This window comes from Actinoplanes sp. NPDC023714 (genome assembly GCF_040639855.1).
Classification (GTDB): domain Bacteria; phylum Actinomycetota; class Actinomycetes; order Mycobacteriales; family Micromonosporaceae; genus Actinoplanes.
This window is the reverse complement of sequence record NZ_JBFAAR010000008.1, coordinates 353,813-369,836: the sequence shown is the minus strand read 5'-3', so window position 1 is coordinate 369,836 and position 16,024 is coordinate 353,813. Positions and strand designations below refer to the sequence as shown.

The following is a 16,024-nucleotide window of genomic DNA, read 5'->3' as shown; positions in this document are numbered from 1 at the left end:
GGCGCGCGAACTCAGCCCAACAGCTTGGCGCGCAGCGCCTCGTCCTTCTCCGCGACCAGCTTCTCGAGCCCGGCCTGGAACGACAGCATCTTCTGCCGCAGCACCGGATCGGAGGCGCCGAGGATCCGCACCGCGAGCAGGCCCGCGTTGCGCGCCCCGCCGATCGACACGGTCGCGACCGGTACGCCGGCCGGCATCTGCACGATGGAGAGCAGCGAGTCCATCCCGTCCAGGTGCTTGAGCGGCACCGGGACGCCGATGACCGGCAGCGGGGTGAGGGCGGCGACCATGCCGGGCAGGTGGGCCGCGCCACCGGCGCCCGCGATGATCGCCTTGATGCCCCGGTCGGCGGCGGACTCGGCGTAGTCGACCATCTTGCGGACGGTCCGGTGCGCGGAGACGACGCCGACCTCGAACGGCACCTCGAACTCGGCGAGCGCGACCGCGGCGGCCTCCATGGTGGGCCAGTCGGAGTCGCTGCCCATGATGATGCCGACGACGGGTGCCATCACTTGCCTTCCTGAAGCCACTGGGCGGCCCGGGCGGCGCGCGCCCGCACCGAGGCCAGATCGTCACCGAGCGCGGTCACATGCCCGATCTTGCGGCCGGGGCGGACCTGCTTGCCGTAGAAGTGCACGCGGACGGCGGGGTCGGACGCGAAGAGGTGGTGCAGCCGCTCGTCGATGGACATGCCGCCGGGTTCGCCGCCGAGCACGTTCGCCATCACGACGATCGGCGCGGTGAGTTCGGTGGAGCCCATCGGGTAGTCCAGGACGGCGCGCAGGTGCTGCTCGAACTGCGAGGTCCGCGCGCCTTCGATGGTCCAGTGCCCGGAGTTGTGCGGGCGCATGGCCAGCTCGTTCACGACGATGCCGCGGTCGGTCTCGAAGAGTTCGACGGCGAGCAGGCCGACCACGCCGAGCTCGTTGGCGAGGTCGATGGCGAGCTGCTGGGCTTCGAGCGCGAGTTCCTCGTCGAGGTCCTGGGCCGGGGCGATCACCTCGACGCAGATGCCGTCCTTCTGCACGGTCTCGACGACCGGGTACGCCGCGACCTGCCCGAACGGCGAGCGGGCCACGAGCGCGGCCAGCTCCCGGCGCAGCGCCACCTTCTCCTCGACGATCAGCGGGATGCCGGTCGAGACGAGATCGGCGGCTGCCTCGGCGGAGGAGACCATCCACACGCCGCGGCCGTCGTACCCGCCTCGGGTGGCCTTGGCCACCACCGGCCAGGACCCGGCCGCGAAGGTCTCGATCTCCTCGGCCGTCGTGACCCGCCGCCAGCGCGGCACCGGCGCGCCCAGCTCGGCCAGACGCTCCCGCATCATGCCCTTGTCCTGGGCGAAGACCAGCGCCTTCGACCCCGGGAAGATCTTCACGCCCTCGGCTTCGAGCGCCTCGATGTGCTCGGTGGGGACGTGCTCGTGGTCGAACGTGACCGCGTCGCAGCCTTTCGCGAACTCGCGCAGCGCGGACAGATCGGTGTGCGTGCCGATCGGCACGTCGGCCGCGACCAGCGCGGCGCTGTCGTCAGGCTTCTCACTGAGCACACGCAGTGACTGGCCGAGGGAAATGGCAGCTTGGTGGGTCATCCGGGCCAGCTGGCCGCCGCCCACCATGCCGACTACAGGCAGTCCGGTTCGGGTATCCATCGCCAGGCCAGCCTAGCGACGCGCAGGCGAAGATCAGAAATCAACCCCGTCTCATCCGTACGTTTCACCGCCCCACTCGCGACGCGATCTCGCCGGGCTTCGTGACCGGCCGGTCGCACACGAATCCCCGGCACACGTAGGCGGCCGGGGCTCCCTCGATGAGGGGCCGGTCGGCCAGCAGCGGCACGCCGGGACGATCCGGCTCGCCCACGACGATCACCGTCCCGCCCGGCGCCGACCAGTGCGCCGCCTCGACCAGCGGGTTCGCCGCATCCCGGTCCTCGGTGACGATCGCGATCTCGTAGGGGCCGGTGAGCGCCGCCTCGGCGACCGCCGCCGCGTAGCCGGCGAAGCGCGGGTGTCCCCCGATCAGCGGGCCGGCCGTGGTGAGCGCCCGGTCGGCCGCTTCCCGGTAGGAGGTCTCGCCGCTCAGGGCCGCGTAGCCGACGAGCGCCGCGCAGATCGCCGACAACCCGGACGGGGTGGCGTTGTCGGTCGGGTCGGCCGGGCGGGTGAGCAGTTTCTCGGCGTCGTCGGCCGTGTCGTAGAACCCGCCGTCCCCGCTGCCGAACCGCTCCAGGGCGACGTCGAGCAGCCCGCGCGCCAGCTCCAGCCACCGGCCCTCGGCCGTCACCTGGTGCACCGCGAGGAACGCCTCGGCCACGCACCCGTAGTCCTCCAGCACCCCGGCCGGCTCACCCGCGACGCCGTCCCGCGACACCCGCCGCAGCCGGCCGCCGATCAGGTGCCGGTCGGCGAGCACCCCGGCCAGCGCGACCGCCGCCTCCCGGGACTCCGCCGCGCCGGTGAGCAGCCCGTGCTCGGCCAGCGCGGTGATCGCCAGGCCGTTCCAGGAGGCGACCACCTTGTCGTCCCGCGCCGGCTGCGGCCTCCGGCGGCGAGAGGCGAGGAGCCTTTCGCGTACGTCGCGCCAGCGCTCCACCAGCGCAGGGTCGGCGGCGTCGATGTCCCGGGCCAGGACCAGGACGCTCTTGCCGTGCTCGAAGGTGCCCTTCGTGGTCACGTTGAACAGGTCGCCCGCCCAGGCGCCGTCGTCCTCGCCGAGCGCCGCGGTCAGCTCAGCGGGCGTCCAGGCGTAGGTCAGGCCCTCGACACCCTCGGTGTCGGCGTCGAGCGCCGACGCCAGCCCACCCTGCGGCGTGCCGAGGTCGCGGAGCAGGAACGCGGCGGTCTCGTCGGCCACCCGGCGGGCCGGCAGGTCGCCGGTGAGCCGCCACAACTGGGTGTAGACCCGCAGCAGCAGCGCATTGTCGTAGAGCATCTTCTCGAAGTGCGGCACGGTCCAGCTCTCGTCGACCGCGTAGCGCGCGAAGCCGCCTGCCAGTTGATCGTAGATCCCGCCGCGGGCCATCTGCTCGCACGCGTGCCGGACCGTCTCGAGCGCCTCCGCCGAACCGGTGCGCTCGTGGTGCCGCAGCAGGAAGAGGAGGTTCATGTGGGGCGGGAACTTCGGTGCGCCGCCGAACCCTCCGTACTGATGGTCCTGCTCTTTCCCCAGCGCCTCGGCGGCCGCCGCGAGCAGCTCATCGGAGATCGGCGCGGTGGGACCGCCGATCATCTGGGCGCCGCCGACCGCCTCGACCACCGCGGCGCCCTGTTTCAGCACGTCGTCGCGCTGCTCGCGCCACGCCGTGGTGACCGAGGTGAGCAGCCTGCCGAAGCTGGCCTTGGGGAAATAGGTCCCGCAGAAGAACGGATCGCCGTCCGGCGTCGCGAAGACCGTCATGGGCCAGCCGCCCTGCCCGGTCATGGCCTGGGTGGCCGTCATGTAGACCGCGTCGACGTCGGGCCGCTCCTCGCGGTCCACCTTGATCGAGACGAAGCCCGCGTTCATCAGCTCGGCGATCGTCTCGTCCTCGAAGGACTCGTGGGCCATCACGTGGCACCAGTGGCAGGCCGCGTAGCCCACCGAGATGATCACCGGAACGTCGCGGCGGCGGGCCTCCTCGAACGCCTCGGCCGACCACTGCCACCAGTCGACCGGGTTGTCCCGGTGCTGCAGCAGATAGGGCGAAGTGGCATCGGCCAGGCGGTTGGGCATGAACCCACCTTCTCACGCCGGATCGGGAGGTGTCGTCAGGCCGAGGTCTGGTTTCCGGAAGCGCCGTCAGACCTGAGTCTGACGGCCGGGCCGGGCCCCGCCTCCTCGGCCAGCCGGGTGAGCGCCTGGACGATCTTGTCGGCCGGCATCGGCTTGCAGAAGTGGTAGCCCTGGGCGGTCGGGCAGCCCAGCTCGATGAGCGCGGCGCGCTGCTCGACCGTCTCGATGCCCTCGGCCACGACCCGGACCCCGAGCCGCTCGCCCAGCTCGACAGCGGCGCGCACGACCGCGCCGGCCGCCGGTTTGTCGATCATCTCGTCCACGAACGAGCGGTCGATCTTGATCTCGTCGACCGGCATCCGGGTGACCGAGGCGAGCGAGGAGAAGCCGGTGCCGAAATCATCGAGCGACATCTGTACGCCGGAGGCCCGCAGCCGGGCCAGCACCTCGTCGACGATCTCCTGCTCGCTGACCGCCACCGACTCGGTGATCTCCAGGACCAGGCGGGAGGCGGGCGTCCGGTGCCGGCGCAGCGCCTCGGTGACCTGGGCCGGGAACGTCGGGTCGGTGAGGCTGCGCGCCGAGACGTTCACCGAGACCGGGATGTCGATGCCGTTCGCGGTCCAGTCGGCGACCGCCGCGAGGGCGAGGTCGAGGACCCGGCGGGTGAATGGGATGAGCAGCTCGCTGCGCTCCACGGCGGGCAGGAACGCGCCGGGCGACAGCTGCCCGCGGCGCGGGTGCCGCCAGCGGACCAGCGCCTCGCAGCCGGTCGGCGCGCCGGTCACCAGGTCGACGGCGGGCTGCAGGTGCAGCACGATCTGGTCGTCGGCGGCGAACGCGTCCTGCAGCTCGGCCAGCAGCGCCAGGTGATCGGTGCTGCTCGCGTCCTGGCCGCTGTCGTACGTCCCGACGGTGATGTTCAGCTCCTTGGCCCGGCCGACCGCCAGCGAGGCCCGCCGCAGCAGCTCGCCCACCTCGATCCGGCCCGGTTGCTCGGCGGCCACGCCGACGGTCACCTCGACGGCGAGCCGGACGCCGGCCACCTCCATCGGCAGGCGCAGCTGCTCGACCAGCTCCCGGGCCCGGCGCAGGGCCGGCGGGAGCGAGCCGCCCGCCCGGCCGGCCGGCTCGGTCAGGGCCGCCATGGCCGGCAGCAGCAGCGCGAACTCGTCGTCCCCGGTGCGGGCGACCAGCTCGTGCGGCCGGCAGAGCTCGGTGAGGCGCTCCGCCACGAGCCGCAGCACCTCGTCGCCGCCGCGGTGCCCGAGCGTGCGGTTCACCTCGCGGAAGTCGACGAGGTCGAGCAGCAGCAGGGCGACGTGCTGGCCGCGGTCGAGCGACCGGAGCAGCTGGTCGCCGCCCTCGGCGAAGGCGGAGCGGTTGAGCAGCCCGGTGAGCGGGTCGCGGATCCGGTCGCGGGCGGCGCGGGCGTCCAGCTCGGCGATCCGCTGGTGCGCGGCGGCGTCGTGCAGCGCGCCGGCCAGCGCCTCCCCGTACGCCGTGATGGCCGCCTCGTCCTGCGGGACCGGCAGGCTGGGCTCGCCGAGCCAGACGGTGAGCTCGCCGACCGGCCGGCCGGCGACCGCCATGCTGCGGGTGATCGCCGGGCCGGACCGGGCCGCCGCGGGGTCGCCGAGGCCGGGACCGTCCTGCGCGTACCGCCGGTGCCCGTTGCCGATCCGCACCTCCAGCTCGGCGCGGCGGGCGCCGAAGACGTCGAGCGCGCCGCGCAGCCCGGCCCGGGCCACCTCGGCCTCGCTGGCGCCGGGCAGCCGGGCGGTGGCGGCCGCGAAGGCCTCCCACATCCGGCGCTCCTCGGCGGCGCGCAGGTGAAAGCGGTAGGTCCGGTGCAGCAGCCAGAGCGCCGGGCCGAAGGCGAGCAGCCAGAGCGGCTCCCGGATCAGCGCGACGACCGCGCCGAGCCCGACCAGCACGTTGCCGGCCGACATCGGCAGTTTGGCGTAGAGCACCCGGGCGGCGATCCGGCCGGGCGAGGCGTCACGGTGCAGCACGAGGGTGAGCACGACCAGGCCGAACGTGATCGCCAGGTAGGTGGCGGCGCCGCCCACCAGGGCGAGCGGCAGCCGGAGGCCGGAGATCGGGGCGTCGCCGGCCAGCATCGTGGTGACCAGGGCGGCCCCGGCCACGCCGACGGTCATCGAGGCGACCAGGTGGACGATCTCGGCGGGGTTGCGCAGGCCGGTGAACCAGGCGAGCAGCAGCCAGGCCGCGCCGGTGCCGGCCAGGGTCGCGGCGGGCAGCCAGCCGGCCGGCGCCACCACGAAGCCGACCACCACGGCGGCCTCGGCCCAGCTGACCGAGACGGCGTCCGGCCCGAGGCGGAACCGGAGGCCGGCCAGCTGCGCGATGGCGGCGAGCACGGCCGCCACACAGACGCCGTCGAGGGCGGAGAGCGGGCGGTCGGCCGGGCGGTCCACCGGCAGCAGGACGCCGAGCAGCACGGCGGCCAGGGCGGCCACCACGACGGCGGCGGTGAGCATCCGCACCGGGCGGGGCCGGTTGAGCCGGGTGAGATCGGCCGGTGGGGCGGTCACGATGGAGCCCCGGTGGGCACGTGCACAGCCATCTGCACGTGCAGATGATCTGCGGAGAGTTCGCGCCGGAAAGGTGTCATCTCGGCGCCCCCTTCCGCGCAGGGTCCCAGGGCCGTGTGGCCCCCGGGCGGAAGGCTAAATCAATACCGATGAACGCAACAGGGCTTGACGGACCCGAGACGGGGACACTCGGCTTCCCAGGGGCGAAAATCCCTTGGGTACGCCGAGCGCCCGCACCATCACGCGCCGGTGGTCTTGCGGCCCTCCACGGAGTCGCGCTCCTCCTCGGGCACGCCCGTCACCTCGGGTTCCTCCTTGGTCACCGAAGCGACGGATCGATCCGCTTCGACGTCTGCGGCGGCCGGACCGGCGGGACGCCCGAGATCGGCATCGAGGCGCGCGATTTCCGCCACACGTTCGCGGTCGGCGGCGTCCGTGAAACTGTCGGGAAGCCGACGAATGCGCTTGTTCATGTTGCGGATCAGCAGCACGGTGGCGACACACATGAGGACGATGAGGAACAGCCCCATCGGACCGGCCAGGCCGCCCGAACGGGTGTCACCGAAGTTGTTGACAGCGAAGACGTCCACATCTGCAGCGTACTGCGTCAGTGTGCGTCGACCTTCTCCCGGATGCCCGCGAACAGGTCGGACTCCGGAATCGGGCTGTCCACGAGCGAGCGGGCGAGCTCGAAGTCCTCGGTCGGCCACACCTTCTGCTGCAGCTCCAGCGGGATGTGGAACCAGAAGCCGTCCGGGTCGACCTGGGTGGCGTGGGCGCGCAGGGCGTCGTCCCGGATCGAGAAGTAGTCACCGCACTCGATCCGCGTAGTGATCTTGTCACCGCGGTCCTGACGCTCGGACGCCTTCTCCAGCCATTCCGCGTACGGGGACTCGAGTCCCGCCGCCAGCATCCCCTCGTGCAGCGCGAGCATCCGCGCCCGGGTCCAGCCGGAGTTGTAGTAGAGCTTCAGCGGCTGCCACGGCTCGCCGAGCTCCGGGTAGAGCTCGGGGTCGCCGGCCGCCTCGAACGCCACGACCGAGACCTTGTGGCACATGATGTGGTCGGGGTGCGGGTAGCCGCCGTTCTCGTCGTACGTCGTCATGACGTGCGGCCGGAACTCCCGGATCAGCTTGATCAGCGGCTTGGCCGCCTCCTGCGGGTCCTGCAGGCCGAAGCAGCCCTCGGGAAGCGGCGGCAGCGGGTCGCCCTCGGGCAGGCCCGAGTCGACGAAGCCGAGCCAGGCCTGGCTCACGCCGAGGATCTCGCGGGCCCGGTCCATCTCGGCACGGCGGATGTTGGAGATGTCGGCCAGCACCTCGGGCCGGTCCATCTTCGGGTTGAGCACGCTGCCGCGCTCCCCGCCGGTACACGTCGCGACGAGGACCTGGACCCCCTCGGCGACGTATTTCGCCATGGTGGCGGCGCCCTTGCTCGACTCGTCGTCGGGGTGGGCGTGCACGGTCATCAGGCGCAACTGCTCGGCCACGTTGTTTTCCCTCTCGACCAGGCCTGCCGTCGGCGGCCCAGGATCGGCTGCGAAGATGGACTCTGCCATTCTGGCCGATCCCACCGACAACAAACGCACGAGAGGTCGTCAGGTGAGCGAGACGCACGCCACAACCCCGGTCTTCCCCGCGGGCCGTTACGGCCGGCGCCGTGAGGGTTCGCGTCGCCGCTGGCCGTCGATCGTCATCACGGCGCTCTTCGCGGTCGGCATCGTGGCGCTGTCGCTGCAGTTCTACAACAAGTTCGGCGAGGGCGACTACGACCCGCAGATCATCGGCTGGAACGACCCCACCCCCACCGAGATGGTGATCCAGTTCCGGGTGATCGTGCCGGAGGACGGCAGTGCCACCTGCATGCTGCGCGCCCGCGACTACGACGGCTTCGAGGTGGGCCGCCGCGAGGTGACCGTGCCGGCCAAGCCGGGCGGCGGCTCGGTCGAGGTCAGCGAGGCGGTGCCGACGACGGCGCAGGCATCGGTGGGCGACGTGATGGGCTGCCGCGCGGGCGGCTGACCGCCGGGCTGTCACACCACTGACAAGATTTCACTTTCCGGGCGCCGCGCACACCGCTGGTAAGCTTGGTGATTCGCTGCGTTGCCCCCCATGCTCTGAACACTGCCCAGTCCCAGCAAGGAGATCGACCGTGTCCAGTTCCGAGGCGCCGAAGACCTGGCTCTCCCAGGACGCTTACGACCGGCTGCAGGCCGAGCTCGACCAGTTGATCGCCAACCGCCCGGCGATAGCCGCGGAGATCAACGCGCGGCGCGAGGAAGGCGACCTCCGGGAGAACGGCGGCTACCACGCCGCCCGCGAGGAGCAGAGCCGCGAAGAGGGCCGGATCCTCTACCTCAAGGAGTTCCTGCGCAACTCCGAGGTCGGCGAGGTCCAGGTGGCCGACTCGGTGGCGCCCGGCTCGGTCGTGACGATCTACTTCGACGACGACCAGGCCGACACCGAGACCTTCCTGCTCGGCTCCCGCGAGATCTCCTCGACGACCGACCTGACGGTCTACAGCCCCGAGTCGGCGCTCGGCAAGGCGATCCTCGGCGCGCGGACCGGCCAGACCGTGACCTACACGGCCCCCAGCGGCGCCGACATCAAGGTCACCGTCGTGAAGTTCGGCGCCTTCGAGGGCTGATCCCTCACCTGCTCACGGCGAGCTCGCGGCGTGCTGTCTCATAGTGCGCCGCGAGCTCTTCGTCCATCCGGGCCGCACCGGCCTCGGACAGCACGACCGCGGCCTGGCGATCCGGCCGCGAGGCGGTGAGCGCGGCCCGCAGCCCGGTCGGCGGATGCGAGGCGAAAAGCGAAGCCTCGGTGCGCTGGCTGAGCTGCCGCAGCGCCGCGACCCGCTCCGGCGACAGCCCGGCCCGCGCCTGGCCGGCCGCCGCCCGCCACGCCTCGGCGCCCTGCTTCGCCCGGGCCTCCCGGCGCACCACGGTGTCGACCGAGTCGGCGATCAGGAACGAGTCCAGCAGCCGGACCGCCGCCGCGCTGCCGCCGGCCTCGGCCGCCAGCTCGTCGGCCCGGTACTCGGCCCGCTGCGAGTCGCGCAGGCTGGTCCAGACCAGCAGCAGGTGGAAGCCGAGGGCCGCCCGGGACAGCACCCAGCCGAGGAACTCGACGACCTGCCCGATGAAGTCACCGCCGCGCTCCGGGGTGAGCAGGTAGGCGACGTGCCCCAGCGTGCTCCGCGCCGACTGGGTGAGCAGCCCGCGCCGGACGTCCCCGTTCACGAAGTGCCCGAGCTCGTGACCGATCAACGCGACCCGCTCCTGCGGATCGAGCACGGCCCAGAGCGGCGCGCCCAGATAGAGCACCCGGCGGCGGCGCAGCCCCACCGTCGTGGTGTACGCGTTCTGTTCGGCCCCGACCAGCACGTGGTCCGGCCGCGGCGCCCCGATCGCGGCGGCCACCCGGTCGATCAGCCCGAACAGCTCCGGCGCACCGTCCCGGCCGACCTCCCGCGCCTCCACGGTCAGCTCGGACAGCCGGCCGAGCCGGGGCCGCAGCACCACCGCGAGCGCCAGCAGGAGAGCGCCGAGCAGGTTGACCAGGTTGAAGAAGTCCCACACCAGCAGCCACACGCCGGCCACGGCCAGCGCCAGGACCCCGGCGAGGAGCAGCGCGGAGGCGCCGATCGTGACGAACCGGGCGGCCGACGCCGACGTCCCGCTCACCGTCCGCCCGCTCAGCTCGGTGAACCGGCGGGCGGTGAGCCAGTACGCGGCCCTGTACAGCCGCCGGTCCACCCAGCGCCAGCCGAGGTGCCCTCCGTGCTCCGGATCGAACCGGTCCAGGTTCCACTCGCACGACGGGCACCACGCCGGGGCCGACCGCACGCTGATCGTCGGTGCTGAGCACTGGGGACAGGGTCGTTCATCGGTAACGGGCGATGATCTTGCGGGACCGGGCCCGCCGCGGCAACCCCGTTACGGCGTGGCCTCGGCGAGCAGGGCCACCCGGTAGCCGGCGTCGCGCAGGGCGCTGATCAGCGCGGACGAGTGGGCCGGTCCGCGGGTCTCGACCGAGAGCGCCACCTCCACCTCGCCGAAGCTGAGCCGCGGGCTCTGCCGGGAGTGCGAGACGTCGACGATGTTGGCCCGCTGCTCGGCGATCTCCCGCAGCAGCCGGGCCAGCTGACCGGGCCGGTCCGCGCAGCGCACCGCGAGGCGCAGGAACCGGCCGGCCGACGCGAGGCCGTGCTCGATCACCCGGAGCAGCAGCATCGGGTCGATGTTGCCGCCGGACAGGATCGCCACCGCCGGGCCGCCGCGCGGCGGGACGTACGCCCCGGTCAGCAGCGCCGCCACGGCCGCCGCCCCGGCCGGCTCGACGACCGTCTTGTGCCGCTCCAGCAGGATCAGCAGGGCGGCCGACAGATCCTCGTCGGAGACCGTGACGACCTCGTCGACGAGCTTCTCGACGTGCGCGAACGTGAGGTCGCCGGGGCGCAGGACGGCGATGCCGTCGGCGATCGTGGCGCCGGACTCCAGCTTCTGCGGCGCGCCGGCGGCGAGCGAGGGCGGGTACGCCGCGGCGCCACTGGCCTGCACCCCGACGATCCGGATGTCCGGCCGCAGCGCCTTCGCCGCCACCGCGAGCCCGGAGATCAGGCCGCCGCCGCCGACCGCCGTGATGATCGTGGTGGCTTCCGGGCACTGGTCGAGGATCTCCAGCGCCAGCGTGCCCTGCCCGGCGATCACGTCGGGGTGGTCGAACGGGTGGATCAGCACGGCCCCGGTGCTGCGGGCGAAGTCGTGTGCCGCCTCGAGGGCGTCGTCCACGCTGGTGCCGGCGTACTCGACGGCCGCGCCATAGCCCTTCGTGGCGCTGACCTTGGGCAGCGGCGCGCCCTCCGGCATGAAGACCGTGGCCCGGGTGCCGAGCAGGCCGGCCGCGAGCGCCACACCCTGCGCGTGGTTGCCGGCCGAGGCCGCGACCACCCCGCGGGCGCGCTCGGCGTCGGAGAGCCGGGCGATCCGGGTGTACGCGCCGCGCACCTTGTACGACCCGGCGCGCTGCTGGTTCTCGCACTTGAGCCAGACCGGAACCCCGGTGATCTCGGTGAGCGGTCGTGAGGTGATCAGCGGCGTCGTCTTGGCCACTCCGGCGAGCAGGTCGCGGGCGGCCTCGACGTCAGCGAGGGAGAGCAGGTCCACGGGGACCAATCCTGCCACCGCCGGTCAGACCAGGTTCTGGCGCTGCCAGGGGTTCTGGAGTTCGAACTGGCCGGCCACCGAGAGCAGCAGCATCTCCGAGTCGGGCGGGCCGACGAGCTGCACCGCGAGCGGCAGGCCGTCCGGCCGGGAGCCGACCGGCACCACGATGGCCGGCAGGCCCGCGTAGTTCCAGGGCGCCTGGTACGGGGCGTACGAAGCATTCGCCTGCATGTTCTTCCACCACGGGATCCCGGAGTACCGCACCGCGGGCGGGGGCGGCGCGGCCAGGGCCGGGGTGAGCAGCAGGTCGACGTTGCGGTCGGCGAAGAAGCGGATGGACCGCTCCCGCCACCCGTCGCGGGACGACTGCCGGACCAGCCCGGCCCGCATCGCCGCCTTGCCGAGCGCGATGTGCCGCCGGGTCCGCGGCTGCAACCGGTCGAGCGGGAGTCCTTCGGAGTTCTTGTACGCCCCGGCGAACCAGGTCGCGAGCACGCCCAGCGCCACGCCGGTCGGATAGGCCGGGTCGGCCGTGACCGTGTCGTGGCCGGCCTCGGTGAGTAGCCGGGAGGCGGTCGTGACGGCGCCGACGTTCGGCTCGTCCGGCTTCACCCCGGCCACCGGGGACTTCAGCGAGACGCCGATCCGCAGCCGGCGCGGCTCCTTCAGGGTCTGCGGGGTCAGCCCGGCCAGCACCGAGAAGCCCAGCGCCGCGTCGGCCACCGTGGTGGTCAGCACGCCGTTCTCCACCAGGCCGAACCAGTCCTTGTCGCCGAAGTCGACGGGCACGACGCCCCGGCCGGGCTTCAGGCCGACCAGACCGCAGCAGGCCGCCGGGATCCGGATCGAGCCGAGGCCGTCGTTGCCCTGCGCGATCGGCACCAGCCCGGCCGCCACCGCCGCCGCCGAGCCACCCGACGAGCCGCCGGGCGTGCGCTCCAGGTCCCACGGATTGCGAGTGGCGCCGGTGTCGTCGTCGGTGACCGCCCAGAGACCCATCTCCGGCATCCTGGTCACCCCGACGACGACGGCGCCGGCTCCGCGCAGCCTCCGGACCACTTCGTGGTCCTCTTCGGCCACTTCGGGGGTACGGGCGGCAGCACTCCCGTGCCAGGTCGGCAGTCCCGCGACGGCGGTGTTCTCCTTGACCGCCACCGGCACGCCGGCGAGCGGCAGGTTCGCCAGGTCCTCCTGGTCGTCGACCTTCTCCGCCTCGCGGATCGCCTCGACGTCGCGGACCAGCCGGAACGCGCCCAGCTCGGGATCGGAGATGGCGATCTGCTCGAGATGGTCGGCCACGACCTGGGTGGCGTTCGCGTCACCGCGGCGCACCGCGCGGGCGATCTGTTTGGCGGTTGCTCCCACCCAGGTCGTCGTGTCCATCGCGCAGATTCTCCAGCGTCGGTCTTTAGCCCAGCGCCTGCTCGAGGTCGGCGAGCAGATCGTCAACGGTTTCGATGCCGACAGACAGTCTCACGAGATCGGCGGGAACCTCAAGCGCTGAGCCCGCAGCCGACAGATGTGTCATCTGTCCCGGGTGCTCGATCAGCGACTCCACTCCGCCCAGCGACTCGGCGAGCACGAACAGCTTCGCCCGGTTGCAGATCTCGATCGCCTTCTCCGGGCCACCGGCCGTACGGAACGAGATCATGCCGCCGAACCGGCTCATCTGCTTGGCCGCCGTCTCGTGACCGGGGTGGTCCTGCAGCCCCGGATAGAGGACCTGGGTCACCGCCTTGTGCTCGGCGAGATATCCCGCGATGCGCTCGGCGTTGTCGCAGTGCCGGTCCATCCGTACCCCCAAGGTCTTGATCCCTCGAAGGGTGAGCCAGGCGTCGAACGGGCCGTTCACGCCACCCATGGCGTTCTGGTGGAAGGCCAGCTCGTCGCCGAGACCCGCGTCCGCCGTGATCAGCGCGCCGCCCACCACGTCGGAGTGACCGCCGATGTACTTGGTCGTCGAGTGGATCACCACGTCGGCGCCGAGGCCGAGCGGCTGCTGCAGGTAGGGCGAGGCGAACGTGTTGTCGACGGCCAGCATCGCGTCGTATTCGTGGGCGAGGCCCGCCAGCGCCGCGATGTCCGCGATGTTGAGCAGCGGGTTGGTCGGCGTCTCGGCCCAGATCAGCCGGGTGTGCCCGGGCCGGAACGCGGCCCGCACCGCGTCCAGGTCGTCCAGCGGCACGGCGGTCCAGTCCAGGCCCCAGCGCTCGGCGACCTTCGAGAAGAGCCGGAACGTGCCGCCGTACGCGTCGTTCGGGATCACCACGTGGTCGCCCGGCCGGCAGACCGCGCGCAGCAGGGTGTCCTCGGCCGCGAGCCCGCTCGCGAAGGCGAGCCCCCGCCGGCCGCCCTCGATCGCGGCGAGGCACTCCTGGAGCGCGTCCCGGGTCGGGTTGCCGGAGCGGCTGTACTCGTACCCCAGGCGCGGGGCGCCGACGGCGTCCTGTGCGTACGTGCTGGTCTGATAGATGGGCGGCACCACCGCGCCGGTCCGCGGATCCGGCTCCTGGCCGGCGTGGATGGCGAGGGTGTCGAACCCGTACTGGTTAGCCGTCATGTAGCGCAAGGCTAGTCTCACGTGGTGGCCGACTGCGTGTTCTGTGGCATCGTGGCGGGGTCCGTCCCGGCGTTCATGGTGGCCTCGTCGCCGGCCGGCGTGGCATTCCTCGACATACGTCCGGTTTTCAAGGGTCACGTCCTGGTCGTGCCGCGTCCGCACATCGTGCAGTTGATCGACCTACCAACTCCGGACTTGTCCGGATATTTCGGTTTTGTGCAGTCGATTGCCGCGGCGGTGCCCGCCGCCCTCGGCTCGCAGGGCACCTTCGTGGCCCAGAACAACATCGTCTCCCAGTCCGTGCCGCACCTGCACACCCACGTCGTGCCCCGCACCAAGGGCGACGGCCTGCGCGGCTTCTTCTGGCCGCGGAGGCGCTACGACAGCGACGACGAGGCCCTCGACCACGCCTCCCGCATCGGCGAGAAGTATCGGTCCCTCAGCGCCGCGGACTGACCCCCTTCCCACGGTGCGCCACCGATAGCTGGACACCCCCGCTGGAAGGCGCTGAGCGCCGCTCTTACCAGGAGACCCGCTCCGGCACGACCGTGGCCCGCCCGGCTCTGCCCTGAGACCGTCAGAGTGGATGTGAGTAGCGCAAGTGCGTCACCGGCTGGTCGTTCAGCTCGTCCGCACGCCGCACGCCGTCCTCCACCCAGCCGCCCTTTTCGTAAAACCTTCGCGCCACCGTATTGCCCTCCAGCACCCACAGCACCGCCCGCGGCTCCCCATAGGCGGGCAGATTCGCCAGCGCGTCGACCATCAGAAGACGACCCACGCCGGAACCGACGCGGGACGGGTCGAGGTGGATGGCGTAGAGCTCGGCGGCGCCATCCGTCTCGCTCGGGCCGATGTAGGAGAAGCCGATCAGCTCGTCGCCGTCGACGGCCAGGGTCATGCGGTGGGTGTCCTGCTCCCAGCGGTGGCGCTCCACCCAGTAGGCCACCAGCATGTCCGGGCCCCGGGCGGCGAAGGAGGACGGATCGACCAGGTGGGCGTAGGCGGCTGCTCGCGAGCGGTGGTGAAGGCGGCCCACGGCGGGCAGGTCGATCTCGACGGCGAGGCGGAGTCGGATCGTCATGACGTGCTCCTTGCCGGGACGGGCACCCGCTGCAGATCCTCGGCGATCACGATGGGGCCGGGGAACTCCTTCTGCGCCTCCTCCAGGAAGCGGGACGGTTCCTGGTAGCGCTGGGAGAAGTGGGTCAGGACCAGCAGGCGTACGCCCGACTCGCGGGCCACCGCGGCGGCTTGACCGGCCGTCAGGTGGCCCACCTGCGCAGCCATGGCGGCGTCCTCGGCCAGGAACGTCGACTCGATCACCAGCATGTCGACGCCTTCGGCCAGGGCGTAGACGTTGTCGCACAGGCCGGTGTCCATCACGAAGGCGAAACTCTGGCCGGGGCGGACCGTGCTGACCTGTTCGAGCCGCACGTCGCCGAGCCGGCCGGAACGCTGGAGCTCGCCGACGGCGGGTCCGCTGATGCCGTGCCGGGCCAGGAGTTCGGGCAGCATCCGCCGCGACGGAGGTTCGACCAGGCGGTACCCGTACGTCTCGATGGAATGCCTGAGCGGCAGCGCCGAAAGGCGCCCCGCGGACGTCTCCACCTCGAAGCCCGCGGCCACCGGCGAAGCCGAGATGATCGACTTGTCCCAGTAGCTCGTGGCCTGCCGCAGTCTGTCGTAGAAATCCTGGCCGCCGGCCGGATAGTGGACGGTCACCTCGTGCGGCACCTGGTCGAGCGAGATCCGCTGCAGGATCCCGGGCAGGCCGAGGCTGTGATCGCCGTGGAAATGCGTGATGCAGATGCGCTGGAGCGGGGTCACGGCCTGGCCGGCGAGGAGCATCTGACGCTGCGTGCCCTCGCCCGGGTCGAAGAGGATCACCTCGTCGTCCCAGCGCAGGAGGTAGCCGTTGTGGTTCCGCAGCCGGGTCGGCACCTGACTGGCCGTTCCGAGCACTACCAACTCACGCATCCGGACCCCCGGCCATGCCTGCTTCAACAATGAAGCGACCCCAGGG

The 16,024-nt window shown here is 72.1% G+C and carries 15 protein-coding genes; 3 read left to right on the top strand and 12 right to left on the bottom strand.

Annotated elements, in window-relative coordinates; translation table 11 throughout:
- Positions 1 to 11: 11 nt before the first annotated feature.
- From purE to mca, 6 genes are all read right to left on the bottom strand, one after another.
- Positions 12 to 509 (bottom strand): 5-(carboxyamino)imidazole ribonucleotide mutase, encoded by a 498-nt coding sequence (gene purE, locus AB0G10_RS31745; RefSeq protein WP_360929925.1) that lies wholly within the window; start codon positions 507 to 509, stop codon positions 12 to 14.
- Positions 509 to 1,651 carry a 5-(carboxyamino)imidazole ribonucleotide synthase gene (locus tag AB0G10_RS31740; RefSeq protein ID WP_360929922.1) on the bottom strand — a complete coding sequence of 381 codons (1,143 nt, stop codon included), beginning with the start codon at positions 1,649 to 1,651 and terminating at the stop codon, positions 509 to 511. The genes purE and AB0G10_RS31740 overlap by 1 nt, the downstream gene beginning before the upstream one ends.
- Before the next feature lie 64 nt (positions 1,652 to 1,715).
- Positions 1,716 to 3,713, bottom strand: coding sequence for a thioredoxin domain-containing protein (locus AB0G10_RS31735; RefSeq protein ID WP_360929919.1), 1,998 nt, complete (start codon positions 3,711 to 3,713; stop codon positions 1,716 to 1,718).
- Between the two features lie 35 nt (positions 3,714 to 3,748).
- Positions 3,749 to 6,217, bottom strand: coding sequence for a bifunctional diguanylate cyclase/phosphodiesterase (locus AB0G10_RS31730; protein WP_360930025.1), 2,469 nt, complete (start codon positions 6,215 to 6,217; stop codon positions 3,749 to 3,751).
- 293 nt (positions 6,218 to 6,510) lie between these two features.
- Positions 6,511 to 6,861, bottom strand: coding sequence for a hypothetical protein (locus tag AB0G10_RS31725; RefSeq protein WP_360929916.1), 351 nt, complete (start codon positions 6,859 to 6,861; stop codon positions 6,511 to 6,513).
- Between the two features lie 17 nt (positions 6,862 to 6,878).
- Positions 6,879 to 7,760 (bottom strand): mycothiol conjugate amidase Mca, encoded by an 882-nt coding sequence (mca, locus tag AB0G10_RS31720; protein ID WP_360929913.1) that lies wholly within the window; start codon positions 7,758 to 7,760, stop codon positions 6,879 to 6,881.
- A 112-nt stretch (positions 7,761 to 7,872) separates the two neighbouring features.
- Between mca and AB0G10_RS31715 the strand changes: the two genes are divergently transcribed.
- The gene (locus tag AB0G10_RS31715) at positions 7,873 to 8,292 is read left to right on the top strand and encodes a DUF4307 domain-containing protein (RefSeq protein WP_360929910.1); all 420 of its coding nucleotides are present in this window, start codon (positions 7,873 to 7,875) and stop codon (positions 8,290 to 8,292) included.
- A 130-nt stretch (positions 8,293 to 8,422) separates the two neighbouring features.
- Positions 8,423 to 8,917: a transcription elongation factor GreA gene (greA, locus tag AB0G10_RS31710; RefSeq protein ID WP_127546262.1), complete on the top strand. Its 495-nt coding sequence runs from the start codon at positions 8,423 to 8,425 to the stop codon at positions 8,915 to 8,917.
- 4 nt (positions 8,918 to 8,921) lie between these two features.
- Here greA and AB0G10_RS31705 read toward each other — a convergent pair whose 3' ends face one another.
- The 4 genes from AB0G10_RS31705 to AB0G10_RS31690 all read right to left on the bottom strand — a co-directional run bounded on the left by AB0G10_RS31705 (position 8,922) and on the right by AB0G10_RS31690 (position 14,001).
- Positions 8,922 to 10,121 (bottom strand): M48 family metallopeptidase, encoded by a 1,200-nt coding sequence (locus tag AB0G10_RS31705; protein WP_360929906.1) that lies wholly within the window; start codon positions 10,119 to 10,121, stop codon positions 8,922 to 8,924.
- Between the two features lie 90 nt (positions 10,122 to 10,211).
- Positions 10,212 to 11,450: a threonine ammonia-lyase gene (gene ilvA, locus AB0G10_RS31700; protein ID WP_360929903.1), complete on the bottom strand. Its 1,239-nt coding sequence runs from the start codon at positions 11,448 to 11,450 to the stop codon at positions 10,212 to 10,214.
- 15 nt (positions 11,451 to 11,465) lie between these two features.
- Positions 11,466 to 12,824, bottom strand: a complete 1,359-nt coding sequence (locus AB0G10_RS31695) for an amidase family protein (protein ID WP_360929900.1) — start codon at positions 12,822 to 12,824, stop codon at positions 11,466 to 11,468.
- 25 nt (positions 12,825 to 12,849) lie between these two features.
- Entirely contained in the window at positions 12,850 to 14,001 is a 1,152-nt protein-coding gene (locus AB0G10_RS31690; protein ID WP_360929897.1) for a cystathionine gamma-synthase, read from the bottom strand.
- A gap of 24 nt (positions 14,002 to 14,025) precedes the next feature.
- Between AB0G10_RS31690 and AB0G10_RS31685 the strand changes: the two genes are divergently transcribed.
- On the top strand, positions 14,026 to 14,457 hold the full coding sequence (locus AB0G10_RS31685) for an HIT family protein (protein WP_360929894.1): 432 nt from the start codon (positions 14,026 to 14,028) through the stop codon (positions 14,455 to 14,457).
- A 121-nt stretch (positions 14,458 to 14,578) separates the two neighbouring features.
- On the opposite strand, the gene AB0G10_RS31680 is transcribed toward AB0G10_RS31685, so the two are convergent.
- Both AB0G10_RS31680 and AB0G10_RS31675 read right to left on the bottom strand, forming a co-directional pair.
- Positions 14,579 to 15,082, bottom strand: coding sequence for a GNAT family N-acetyltransferase (locus AB0G10_RS31680; protein WP_360929891.1), 504 nt, complete (start codon positions 15,080 to 15,082; stop codon positions 14,579 to 14,581).
- Positions 15,079 to 15,978 carry a ribonuclease Z gene (locus AB0G10_RS31675; RefSeq protein ID WP_360929888.1) on the bottom strand — a complete coding sequence of 300 codons (900 nt, stop codon included), beginning with the start codon at positions 15,976 to 15,978 and terminating at the stop codon, positions 15,079 to 15,081. Before AB0G10_RS31675 ends, AB0G10_RS31680 begins: the two co-directional genes overlap by 4 nt.
- Positions 15,979 to 16,024 lie beyond the last annotated feature (46 nt).

Excerpts from the sequence above, each read along its gene's own strand:
- AB0G10_RS31695 (WP_360929900.1), bottom strand. The coding sequence starts at position 12,824 with ATGGACACGACGACCTGGGTGGGAGCAACCGCCAAACAGATCGCCCGC.
- AB0G10_RS31675 (WP_360929888.1), bottom strand. The coding sequence starts at position 15,978 with ATGCGTGAGTTGGTAGTGCTCGGAACGGCCAGTCAGGTGCCGACCCGG.
- AB0G10_RS31730 (WP_360930025.1), bottom strand. The coding sequence starts at position 6,217 with ATGCTCACCGCCGCCGTCGTGGTGGCCGCCCTGGCCGCCGTGCTGCTC.
- AB0G10_RS31735 (WP_360929919.1), bottom strand. The coding sequence starts at position 3,713 with ATGCCCAACCGCCTGGCCGATGCCACTTCGCCCTATCTGCTGCAGCAC.
- AB0G10_RS31690 (WP_360929897.1), bottom strand. The coding sequence starts at position 14,001 with ATGACGGCTAACCAGTACGGGTTCGACACCCTCGCCATCCACGCCGGC.
- AB0G10_RS31680 (WP_360929891.1), bottom strand. The coding sequence starts at position 15,082 with ATGACGATCCGACTCCGCCTCGCCGTCGAGATCGACCTGCCCGCCGTG.
- AB0G10_RS31740 (WP_360929922.1), bottom strand. The coding sequence starts at position 1,651 with ATGGATACCCGAACCGGACTGCCTGTAGTCGGCATGGTGGGCGGCGGC.
- purE (WP_360929925.1), bottom strand. The coding sequence starts at position 509 with ATGGCACCCGTCGTCGGCATCATCATGGGCAGCGACTCCGACTGGCCC.